Source organism: Stenomitos frigidus ULC18 (genome assembly GCF_003003795.1).
GTDB classification, from domain to species: Bacteria; Cyanobacteriota; Cyanobacteriia; order Leptolyngbyales; family Leptolyngbyaceae; genus Stenomitos; species Stenomitos frigidus_A.
Map to the genome: position 1 here is coordinate 1 of NZ_PVWK01000162.1, position 10866 is coordinate 10866.

Consider the following 10866-nt stretch of genomic DNA (forward strand, 5'->3'; position numbering starts at 1 on the left):
AACGCTTGTGCCTTACTTTTTGCAAGAACATAAGAATATTCTAGAAGCTTGGGTAAATTCTTTGCCAGAAATCTCCTTAAACCAATTGCCCCAAATACGCATCGGTATTTTGGAAACCACGGACCGCTTCTGGATTACTTGTCCGAATGGGATCATCGGCAGTGGACGCAGGAGTATTCCAGACGATCGCTCGAATCGGTTTTGCCTCATAAGTTGGGCTAGGATCAAGCGGATGAGGGCAATTGGAAAGCACCATTAACACATTCATCTCTGCCCGCAAATCAATGAAATCTCCAGGCTGCGCGGTTTTCTCAGCCCAGGACAGATTGCCGTCTGGAGCAACAGCAATGCGGGTAAACAAGTTGAGGTTCGGCATGATATCTTTCTTGCCCAGGTTGCGTTTGGTGAGCGCCAGCAAGAAATTATCTCGCGAGTTTTTGTAATCGCCTTCGCCATTGGCTGTTGGATCGCCTTTGCCACTGCCTGTTGGATCGCCTGCGCGATACTTCGCATTGGTTACCAAATTGCTACAGCCGCCCAATGTATCGTGTAACCCGCAAGTGTCTTCTGTAATGGAAAACAGGACGCGCCCCATGTCGGAGTAAAACAACATCCCTTTTTTCAAAAAGGCGTTGAACTGAATCTTGGCCGTATCGGCAGCATTGTAGCGTTCGATCGCGTTGTCGGCGTTGTAGCAGAGAACGGCGACCCCTCTGGAACCTTCTGGTGCAGCAAGGCGAAGAGTGGTGCCGCGTTTGATGATGCGAGACCAATAGGCACCCCCTGGAATGACTTCATCCCAGGTAATTAAAGCGGGATCGATCAAGTGTGGTTCGGTAGACATCTTGTATTCCTTATGAAACCTCGTGAAACAAGCGACTGCAATAATAAAGCCCAGGAAGCCGCCAACAGTAACTTCTGTTGCTTGGCTCTCCCGGGCTTTTTTCCCGCCGTGTGACTGCTTTGCCTGCACAATCGCAGTTTTCAAAGCGGCTGCCTCTCTTGGACCAGACACCTTACTTGCGCAAGACCGGAACCCTAGAAGCGAATAGATTTATAGTTTGCGATCGCACTAAACACAAGGTCGGTTCGCGATCGTTTAAATACTAGCATCTCCAACCAGGCCTTCCTAATCGAAGTCATGAAACCTAATTAACTGCAAAAGTGAAGGGACGATCGTATCAAAAAGTACTTTTTCGGTGTCGCGTCGCAAGAGGAGCTGGTCCTGCCCTCTAGAGGCCTGATGCCTGGAAGTAAGCTACGAGTCCTACTGGAGTAGCCATTCTTTGCCGAGTGGACGACATGGAAAGCCGCTGTGACTCTGCATCACGGAGGTGCTGAATTTCAGCAGCCAAATGACTTATCATTTGGCTGCTTCCTGTAGGGACGCAGGCCCTTGTGTCCCTACAGGGGTAACATCTTTCTCAGAAAACGCCTTAGCAATCGTAGTACAGCAAGAACTCGTAAGGATGAGGACGAATACTGACTGGAATCACTTCGCGATCGAGCTTGTAAGTAATCCAGCTTTCGATAAAGTCCTCAGGAAACACGTTGCCAGCAGTCAGAAACTCGTGATCCCGCTCCAGGTTTTCCAGCGCATCTCTTAGCGAACCGGGTGTCGAAGGCACCTTCGACAATTCCTCAGGACTGAGTTCATAGATATCCACATCCAACGGTTCACCGGGGTCAATCTGGTTTTTGATTCCGTCAATCCCTGCTAACAGCATGGCTGCAAAGGCAAGGTAGGGATTGGACGTGGCATCTGGGCAACGGAACTCCAAACGCTTCGCTTTCGGATTGGGGCCACTGAGTGGAATCCGGACGGATGCAGAGCGGTTGCCCTGTGAGTAAGCCAGGTTTACGGGAGCCTCAAACCCAGGCACCAAACGCTTGTAGGAGTTGGTGGTGGGGTTTGTGAAAGCCAGCAATGATGGTGCATGTTTCAAAATGCCGCCAATGTACCAGAGTGCATTCTGGCTGAGACCGGCGTACTTGTCGCCAGCAAAGGTCGGTTCACCATTATTCCAAATGGATTGGTGTACGTGCATCCCAGAACCATTATCGCCAAACACGGGTTTGGGCATGAAGGTCGCACTTTTGCCGTGCTTCCGTGCCACATTCTTAATGACATACTTATAGGTCAACAGCCAGTCTGCTGCCTGCACCAGCTTGCCAAAGCGGAAGCCCAATTCGCACTGACCACCCGTTGCCACTTCATGGTGATGCTTTTCAATGGGCACCCCAATCTTCAGCATGGTCAGCAACATTTCTGACCGAATATCTTGAGAGGTATCTGTGGGCGCAACGGGGAAATAACCTTCCTTGTTACGCGGCTTGTAGCCTAAGTTCCCGCCCGGCTCTTCACGACCAGAGTTCCAAATTCCTTCATCGCTGTCTACATAGTAGTAGCCCGAATTTTGGGTCTGGTCAAAGCGGACGCTGTCAAAGAGAAAAAATTCGGCTTCTGGGCCGAAAAAAGCGGTGTCGCCAATGCCGGTAGATTTCAGATAATCGACTGCCTTCTGTGCGATCGATCGTGGATCACGACCGTATGGTTCACCCGTCCGAGGTTCTCTAATGCTACAGATTAAGCTCAGCGTCGGTACTTCGTAGAACGGATCAATCCAGGCAGTATCTGGATCGGGCACCATGAGCATGTCAGATTCATTAATGGATTTCCAACCCCGAATACTGGAACCATCAAAGGGCACCCCAACACTAAAGCTGCTTTCATCAATCTGATCTTGATACAGCGTCAGATGTTGCCAGATGCCAGGTGTATCAATAAATTTTAGATCGATTAACTGAATATTGTCACGCTTAATCCATTCCAGGATTTCCTGCGGGGTCGTCATGAATTACTCCTTGTTGCAGTGCTGACTCAAAGTTGGAGAAGAAAAAGGACGATAGAAATTGTTGCGGCTCAGTGGTGAATGAGTTGAACGGAGAGGCACCGAGACTTTTAAGTATCGACTCGTAGGCAGCAGCGTCAGGTAAGGGAAATGAACCGTAAACGAAACATCAATGAACTACCCGCTCAGCCTTGAAGCAGAACCGATCAATGCCAAAGAACTCTCTACGTACCTTCGAATCTCACAGTGTCATGATGGCGAAGAAATTTCACTTCGCTATTCACACTTTGAGTTTGAAGCTTATTTGAAGCTTAGTTGTCTCTGAATCATCCTAGAGAGAGGCTTGGGTGCTTTTTGTATCAATTGCTACAAAATATTGGTCGACTGGACTGAACTCACGCTTAGATTGAGGTTGAAAAGTGTATGCGGCGAAACAAAAGTGCTCATCTGAGCCAGAATTAACCGCTTGTAACAGTTCATGTTTACAATCGCGATGCGGTACGCTTCAGTTTCATGCACATGATAAACTTGTCCATGCGTCTAGACTCAAAGAGCCGTCCGTTCAGCATTTAAGACTGATGCAGAGGCATGTGTATCACGGTACTGTTTTTGCGATCGCTGTCACTGCGAGGCTAAAAACTCTCTGAGTTAATTTGCGCCTATGCTCATCTGCCTTTGGTGTTGGTCGAGTCCCCTCATCGAACAGAACAGAAATAGCCAAACGTATATATAAGGATCATTGGGAGAAGAAACTTATGCGGGATGCAGTGACGAGCTTGATTAGAAACTACGATGTTACAGGTCGCTATCTCGATCGCAATGCCATCGATAGCCTGAAGTCGTATTTTGATACTGGCATCGCGCGGGTGCAGGCATCGGCGGTGATCAACGCAAATGCAGCGGCGATCGTCAAGCAAGCTGGTCTACAGTTGTTTGATGAACTACCAGAACTGATTCGTCCCGGTGGCAATGCTTATACCACTCGTCGTTATGCTGCCTGCTTGCGCGATCTAGACTATTACTTGCGCTACGCCACCTATGCGCTTGTGGCAGGTGATACCGATGTGCTAGACGAGCGCGTGCTGGAAGGGCTACGGGAAACGTACAATTCATTAGGCGTTCCACCAGGCCCCACAGTGTGTGGCATCCAGATCCTGAAGGCGATTGTGAAAGAAACGGTAGCTGAGGCTGGCATCACGAATACCGCCTTTTTGGATCAGCCATTTGACTATATGTCGCGTGAACTGAGCGAGAAAAATCTGTAGGTCTGCGAACGTACAGTCAGTCAAGCATAGAAAGCGACGAGACGCAATTGCGTCTCGTCGCTTTGCTTAAGTGCCAAAGTTAGCTTTGCTTAAGTTGCCTGATCACTCTAAAGTGTGGCGCTGCTATTCACGGTCAACGTCAAGTCTGAGTCTGGGTTGATGACCACGACTTTGCTGTTGCCAGTACGATCGAGGATGCCACCCAGCGTTGCGCCAGCCGCCGCGCCAGTGGTCACTTTTTGAGGCGTAATGGTGCGATTGCCCGTGATGCCAGCGACACCTGCACCCAAAGCAGCACCGATCGCAGCATCACGAATGGTCTTGCCAAGATTCCGATTTTGATTTGCGCCGATCGCTGACCCTAAGACCGTACCCAAGACGGTCGTTTGTCCTGAAATCACCCGATCGCCTGTGACGCCTTGGATGACAGCCGATGCAGCTGAGCCCAACGCGGCGCCGCCCAGGATGGTACCAAAATTGGGATCACGCACATCGCGAGTCTCCGTGATGATGCTAGAGGAGGCGTTAAAGGTAATTTGACGACCGTTCACGATCAGCTGATTGGCGACAAACTGCGAACCACCTTGCGCTGGCTGCAATTGACCGATCACCTGACTACCCGCTGGAATGACGACCGTTCCCTGGTTGTTTCGCACATCTTGCGCGACCGTTAAGGCAACCGGTGCGGTTTCGTTAGGCGAAACGATGATGCGCTGTGCTGACGCATATCTCACGGCGATCGACGTTCCCGCTAAAACCTGGTTGCCTTGAGCTTGGCTGGGCTGAGACTGGGTAGCACCCGCGATGTACTGAATGGAAATCGTGGATGCGGTTTGCCCAGTGCCTGCCAGCGACTGGCAGAGAAAAGCGGAAACTTCAGCACGACTAGCAAGCTGGTTGGGGTTCAGCAGGCTCACATTGGGATAGTTAACGACGAGCCGCTTTTCGGTTGCCGCTGCAATGCCCGTTTGAGCATAGGCTGGAATGGCTCCTGCATCAGAGAAGCTGGCACTGAGGGTATTCATGGCTGGTTGAGAGGGCGCATAGTTCAGCCCACTCGCCAAAGCCACCAGCACCTGAGCACGAGGAATATTTTGCGCTGGGTTGAAAACATTGCCAGGATAGCCAGACAAAAAGCCCGTTTGGGTCGCGGTTGTAATCGCACTATACGCCCAATAGTTGGAAGCCACGTCTACAAATTGAACCGCACTCCGCGATCGCGCCACATTAGGGAACGCTTTGCCAACCATTGATGCGAATTCAGACCGTGTAACAGGCGCACTGGGGCGGAAGGTTCCATCTGGGTAACCGCTGATGATGCCCTGCTGCGTAAGTGACCCGATACACGACTGCGCCCAGTTACCCTGCACGTCAGAAAAACTAGCTTGAGCAGACGCAGGAGCCGATAGCGTCAGCGGTGCTAGCGCGCTGGTCACGGTTGCTAGGGCAGCAATTAAAGCGGTCGTCGATCGAACCTTCGGTGTGTAAAGCATACGTGTTAATCACCACAACAACTACCTATATCGATGCTCAAGGATTAATAGTGTTCCTTGATGTGCTTCGGTAGAGGGCAGTATCGAAATTGGCACAGTGACGGAGAATCTGTACCGGATTGCGTGTGTACAGCTGGGAATTGTTGGGAGGCGGCAGGCGGCGGCAGGCGGAGGAGGGAGGCAGAAGCAGGCAGCGGCAGAAGCTAGGAGTCAATGGGTTTGGTCAGCACCACTGAGTAGGACAGACGATCGCCCCGTGATAGCGCTTCGCCACAAAGGATTGGTTTCTCTTGATGGGTATACGCTGTGTAGCGGTAGACCATGAGAGGGCTGCCTAACGGAATCTCCAGATGGGCGCTCAATTCGTGATCGGCATGGGTTGATTCGAGAGTGGCTTCAATGCGAACGATCGCGACCCCATTTTGCTCCAGCGTTGGGAAGGTCATCCTGGTTTGCAAATCAGCTGCATAGGCGGCACCCAAGTCAGCCAGGATGTAGGTTGTGTCAATCATGATCGGCACTTGATCAATCAACAGACACTTTTTCTGGAGATAGACATCGCGCTGCTCATGGGAAAGTTGCAGGCAATGCTGCACGCTTTCTGGTGCTTGCTGTGGCTCAAAGACAAGATTTCGGATGGAGAGGGTTACGCCTTGCCGCGCCATATCTTCGTCAAAAAAGACGAGTGGATTGGACAGCGAATACACCACTTTCCGCTGCTCGTTAACGAAAACGCCTTTGCCACGATGGGCCGTGACTAACCCCTGGTTGACTAAATTTGCGATCGCCCGTCGCACCGTAATACGGCTCACCCCAAACTGTTCCATCAATTGATGTTCGCTCGGCAGTTGCTCACCAGCTGCATAAATGCCACTAGCAATCTGCTCTCGCAGTTTCTCAGAAATGAGCGAGTGCAGTGGACTTTTAGCTTGAGCAATCACTAACCTCGTCATGAAGGGTGATAACTAGAGGAACACTGCTTCAGTGTAACTTTCAACGCTTGCTTACTACGTAGTCATCGGCAGAATGCAGCCGAATTGGTTTCAGGCGCTACATTGAATACGCGATCGCCTACAGTAGTATCAACCAATTACCTCTGTCGAAACGTTATCGATCTAGCAGATCCAGCCAGCCAGAACAACGTTCTGCCAACAGAAACGGTTGGGTCGCAAAAATGATCTTGTTTCTACCGATGCTAAGCATTTGACAACATCATTCTCTTTCGCGATCGCATCACTGTATGCATGGTTCACTCAAACGCATTCTGACTGGCGCGGGCTTTCTGTCGCTTACCCTGGTGGTAGCTGTAGCAGGCTATAGGCTGTCAGGTTGGAGCATGCTCGACTCCATCTACATGGTTGTCATCACTGTCTTTGGCGTAGGCTTTGGTGAAATCGGGCCCATGTCCCCTCAGCTCAGAATCTTCACAATGTTTGTGATTATTGCTGGCTGCACCTCCGTAGGCTATATCTTTGGTGGCTTCTTCCAGATGATTACCGAAGGCGAAATCAATCGAGCATTGGGAGCAAGACGCATGACAAAAGAGATTAAAACTCTCAAGCAGCACGTCATTATTTGCGGCTATGGGCGTATTGGGCAAATCCTGGCGCGCCAGATGATTGACGCAAAACAGCCGTTCGTCATCATTGACAACAACCTGGGACGCATTGAAACCGCTGAAGCGATGGGTTACCTCGTACGGCTTGGCAATGCCACCGATGAAGGTATTCTGGAGTCTGCCGGGATTGAAAATGCCAAAGTGCTGGCAACTGTTTTACCAGATGACGCAGCCAACGTGTTCATCACTCTCACCGCACGAGGCCTGAATCCCAATCTGATCATCATGGCGCGGGGCGAGTATCCCTCTACCGAAAAAAAACTGCGTCAGGCGGGAGCTGACCACGTCGTGCTACCCGCTGAAATTGGCGCACTGCGGATGTCTCACATCATTACTCATCCAGCAGCCCTCAACTTTTTGGATGCGACGGTGGATGGCAGCAGCCTCAATGAATTGCTTTCTCAAATTGATGTGCAAGTGGATGAACTGGCTGTGCCGTCAGGCTCTCCCCTGGTAGGCAGCAGTATCAGCGCCGTGCAAGTACGCGGTAAAGGCACCTTTATTGTTGTGGCCCTCCGCCAAGCCAGTGGCGATACGATCGTGAACCCTAGCCATGAAGTGCTGCTTGAAGAAGGCGATACGGTGATCGTGATGGGTCATAAGGGGGATATTCCCAAGTTCGCGCACCACTATGACCTGAAGCGGCAAATGCGGTGGGGTGCGAGAGGCTAAAGGGATGAGGGGATGAGGGATGAGGGGATGAGGGATGAGGGGATGAGGGATGAGGGGATGAGGAAGTTTTGAGTTTTGAGTTTTGAGTTAAATTTGACCGCTGACCACTGACTCCTGCTTGCTGATTACGCCAACGACGATCGATCCTCCCTACTATAGTGATGACATTCTTATTAATTGAACCGATATGACTGCAACGATTACTGATCTTTCTGTAGCAACGATCGACGGCAAGGAAAAACCATTGGCAGAGTATGCAGGCAATGTTCTGCTGATTGTGAATGTGGCGTCTCGCTGTGGCTACACGCCGCAATATACAGGGCTAGAGCAGCTTTACCGTAAATATCACGCGCAAGGGCTAGAAGTGTTGGCGTTTCCCTCTAATGACTACGGGGCGCAGGAACCCGGCACGAACGAGGAAATTGCACAGTTTTGCAGCACGAAATACGATGTGACCTTTCCGCTATTCGATAAAGTGCATGCTAAAGGTGCACAACAGCACCCGTTGTACGCCCGCTTGACGGCTGTAGATGCTGCTGGCGATGTGGCCTGGAACTTTGAAAAGTTTTTGGTGAATAAACAGGGCGAAGTGGTCGCGCGCTTCAAGAGTGCAGTGAAGCCGGATGCGCCGGAGTTGATCAGCGCGATCGAACGAGAGTTGGCGCAATAGCTATCCGTCACAGCCAGAAACCGGGTTTCTAAGAATCAGGTCAACATTGATCTCACACTTTTCCGCCAAGAAACCCGGTTTCTAAACCAGGCCTCTCAAGGCGGTCAATGCTTCTCGCAACGATAGCGGTGCGTAGCCCAAAGCAAACGCTTGCGAACTGTCTAGCGATAAGTCGGGGGGACGTTTGGCTGCCATTGGCACATCCTGTTGTCGGCAGGCTTTGATAGTAGCCGTTGGCAAGGCCAGCACTCCTGCCATCCGACAGCCAAACTCATAGCGCGACACGCGCTCTTTACCGCCAAGGTGAAATCGTCCCTGAAACGTTTGGAGTGCCAGCAGTAGTCCTTTTGCGGCTGTGCTACCACTAACAGGGGTGCGAAATTCATCGGTAAACAGCTTGAGTTCCTGTCCGGTTCTCAAGGCATGAATGAACGGTTGAATAAAGCTACTGGCAGTCGGTGGTACGGCACCAAACATGAGCGGCATGCGACAAACGGCGGCTTTGGGGTAGCGATCGAGCACCGCTACTTCTGCTAATGCTTTTTGCTCACCGTAGCGATTGATGGGCGAAACCCGATCGCTCTCTTGATAGGGTGCCTTCAAGCCGTCAAAAACCATTTCGCTGGAAGCAAACACGTAGGGACGTTCGCGATCGGCGCACAAAGCAGCAAGATGCACCGAAGTTGTGACGTTCAACCGATAGGACGCTTCTGGCTGGTTTTGGCATCGGTTTGGGCTGGATTGCGCTGCTAGATGAATGACAGCATCGGGTTGCACTGTCTGGAAAAGGTCCTTCAGCGCTGCTAAATCAGTGAGGTCGATCGCGATTATTGTGGTGCCAGGAATAGCGATCGTTTTCGAAAAGCACGTTCCGTAAACCTCCCAATGGGTAGCGGCCAGTTGGCAAAGGTTCCAACCCAGAAAGCCACTAGCGCCAGTAACAAGAAGTTTTTGCATACCTGCTCACGCCAATTTGCTCAGGAAGTTACAAGGCGCATTCTGGTAGAGTCATGGCAGTGCCATCAGCCTACCAGAATGCGTAACTGGCACGTTATTTGTGCCCTTAATTGGCTATGCCAATCTAAAAAGCGACGTGTGAGATCCAGCCAGTGCCACATGCTGACCTTATCCTAAAAAGGAGTACTCTACTCTACTCTTCACTGACTCCACTGCTTCTAGGACAGCTACCGTGATGCAAGATTGGTGGCAAACGACCTTCCCTCAAGGAAGACAAACGTTGGTGATTCAGGATGCGAACGATCGTCCTGTTTCCATTGCCTATGGCGAAAAAGGCGTAGGCAAGCCGCTGGTTCTAGTCCACGGGGTTGCTAGTTGGAGCTACTGCTGGCACGCCAACATTGATGCTTTAGCAGAACACTTTCGGGTGCTCTGCTTCGATGCCAAAGGGAGTGGGTTTTCTGATAAACCACTGCAACCAGAGCAACCAAATTATAAAGTGATCGAGCTAGAGCGGGTCATCCGTGCACTGTGCGATGAGCCCGCTGTGATTGTGGCGGAGTCGCTGGGCGCACTGGCCGCACTGGCCGTCGTGCAGGCTCACCCAGAATTGTGCGATCGCCTTGTACTCCTCAATGTACCGATCTTCCCCAAACAGTTGCCCAACTGGGGGATGCGGTTGCTTGCAGACATTCCGCTGAGCCTTGTAGAAACAGTGGATCAGCTACGGTTAGCCAAGCTGCTAGAGCCGATTATCCGCCAAATCGTTTATGTGTTGCGAGAGGAAGTGGTCGCTGACCCATCCCACGTTACAGCCGACGATGTGTATTGGAGTACTTACCCTCAAATTGAGTTTCCGGGTACTCTCACCAAGCTTGCCGCAGAATTTCAACTGGCTGCCCGCGAAATCCGGTTACTGGAGCAGGGCCAGCCTAACCTCATTCATACAGTGCAGCAGAATCTCTCTAAAATCACCTGCCCAACGTTGATTTTGTGGGCCGATCAGGATCGCTGGTTTCCAGTGAGTGATGGCGAAAAACTGCGCGATCGTTTGACGCTTGCCAAACTACAAATCATTCCTCACTGTGGGCATTACGCCGCTGGCGGCCAGCCCCAATTTGTCAATACTGCTATCCTCTCATTTCTTGCAGAATCGACTCGTTTGTCATGGCAAAATTGACGGCTAAAGACGATCCAATGGCGCTTCAATGACGGCTTGAGGGGGTGATCCTTCTCGGCAAAACTGACAGCGAAACAATGACTGTCGGGTAGAGAGGACTCCTTCAATACTTAGGTCTGCTTTGTGTTCCCTGTTGCTCCTGTCTTTCGGTTCAAGAGT

9 protein-coding genes and 1 riboswitch are annotated in these 10866 nt (G+C 51.1%); of the genes, 4 read left to right on the plus strand and 5 right to left on the minus strand.

All coding sequences use genetic code 11. The features are described from left to right. Positions 1 to 76: 76 nt before the first annotated feature. Both C7B82_RS30895 and glnA read right to left on the minus strand, forming a co-directional pair. On the minus strand, positions 77 to 844 hold the full coding sequence (locus C7B82_RS30895) for an urea amidolyase associated protein UAAP1 (protein WP_106261172.1): 768 nt from the start codon (positions 842 to 844) through the stop codon (positions 77 to 79). A gap of 85 nt (positions 845 to 929) precedes the next feature. Continuing rightward, positions 930 to 1053, minus strand: a riboswitch (guanidine-I (ykkC/yxkD leader). Positions 1054 to 1436: 383 nt separating this feature from the next. Then, positions 1437 to 2855 (minus strand): type I glutamate--ammonia ligase, encoded by a 1419-nt coding sequence (glnA, locus tag C7B82_RS30900; protein WP_106261160.1) that lies wholly within the window; start codon positions 2853 to 2855, stop codon positions 1437 to 1439. Positions 2856 to 3607: 752 nt separating this feature from the next. On the opposite strand from glnA, the gene apcB reads away from it, so the two are divergent. Then, positions 3608 to 4117: an allophycocyanin subunit beta gene (gene apcB, locus C7B82_RS30905; RefSeq protein WP_106261162.1), complete on the plus strand. Its 510-nt coding sequence runs from the start codon at positions 3608 to 3610 to the stop codon at positions 4115 to 4117. 107 nt (positions 4118 to 4224) lie between these two features. Here apcB and C7B82_RS30910 read toward each other — a convergent pair whose 3' ends face one another. Together C7B82_RS30910 and C7B82_RS30915 are read right to left on the minus strand one after the other, a co-directional pair. Next, positions 4225 to 5610: an S-layer homology domain-containing protein gene (locus C7B82_RS30910; RefSeq protein ID WP_106261163.1), complete on the minus strand. Its 1386-nt coding sequence runs from the start codon at positions 5608 to 5610 to the stop codon at positions 4225 to 4227. A 203-nt stretch (positions 5611 to 5813) separates the two neighbouring features. Beyond that, on the minus strand, positions 5814 to 6563 hold the full coding sequence (locus C7B82_RS30915; RefSeq protein WP_106261165.1) for a GntR family transcriptional regulator: 750 nt from the start codon (positions 6561 to 6563) through the stop codon (positions 5814 to 5816). Between the two features lie 287 nt (positions 6564 to 6850). On the opposite strand from C7B82_RS30915, the gene C7B82_RS30920 reads away from it, so the two are divergent. Together C7B82_RS30920 and C7B82_RS30925 are read left to right on the plus strand one after the other, a co-directional pair. Beyond that, a complete protein-coding gene (locus tag C7B82_RS30920; RefSeq protein WP_106261166.1) occupies positions 6851 to 7900 on the plus strand; it encodes a potassium channel family protein in 1050 nt (349 codons plus the stop codon). Positions 7901 to 8087: 187 nt separating this feature from the next. After that, positions 8088 to 8570, plus strand: a complete 483-nt coding sequence (locus C7B82_RS30925; RefSeq protein ID WP_106261167.1) for a glutathione peroxidase — start codon at positions 8088 to 8090, stop codon at positions 8568 to 8570. Positions 8571 to 8651: 81 nt separating this feature from the next. On the opposite strand, the gene C7B82_RS30930 is transcribed toward C7B82_RS30925, so the two are convergent. Continuing rightward, the gene (locus C7B82_RS30930) at positions 8652 to 9527 is read right to left on the minus strand and encodes an SDR family oxidoreductase (protein WP_106261169.1); all 876 of its coding nucleotides are present in this window, start codon (positions 9525 to 9527) and stop codon (positions 8652 to 8654) included. A 235-nt stretch (positions 9528 to 9762) separates the two neighbouring features. Here C7B82_RS30930 and C7B82_RS30935 point away from each other — a divergent pair, with 235 nt between their 5' ends. Next, positions 9763 to 10707, plus strand: coding sequence for an alpha/beta fold hydrolase (locus tag C7B82_RS30935; RefSeq protein ID WP_106261170.1), 945 nt, complete (start codon positions 9763 to 9765; stop codon positions 10705 to 10707). The last annotated feature ends 159 nt before the right edge of the window (positions 10708 to 10866 follow it).

Coding starts and splice junctions, on each gene's coding strand:
- C7B82_RS30935 (WP_106261170.1), top strand. CDS start 9,763: ATGCAAGATTGGTGGCAAACGACCTTCCCTCAAGGAAGACAAACGTTG.
- C7B82_RS30920 (WP_106261166.1), top strand. CDS start 6,851: ATGCATGGTTCACTCAAACGCATTCTGACTGGCGCGGGCTTTCTGTCG.
- C7B82_RS30910 (WP_106261163.1), bottom strand. CDS start 5,610: ATGCTTTACACACCGAAGGTTCGATCGACGACCGCTTTAATTGCTGCC.
- C7B82_RS30925 (WP_106261167.1), top strand. CDS start 8,088: ATGACTGCAACGATTACTGATCTTTCTGTAGCAACGATCGACGGCAAG.
- C7B82_RS30915 (WP_106261165.1), bottom strand. CDS start 6,563: ATGACGAGGTTAGTGATTGCTCAAGCTAAAAGTCCACTGCACTCGCTC.
- apcB (WP_106261162.1), top strand. CDS start 3,608: ATGCGGGATGCAGTGACGAGCTTGATTAGAAACTACGATGTTACAGGT.
- glnA (WP_106261160.1), bottom strand. CDS start 2,855: ATGACGACCCCGCAGGAAATCCTGGAATGGATTAAGCGTGACAATATT.
- C7B82_RS30895 (WP_106261172.1), bottom strand. CDS start 844: ATGTCTACCGAACCACACTTGATCGATCCCGCTTTAATTACCTGGGAT.
- C7B82_RS30930 (WP_106261169.1), bottom strand. CDS start 9,527: ATGCAAAAACTTCTTGTTACTGGCGCTAGTGGCTTTCTGGGTTGGAAC.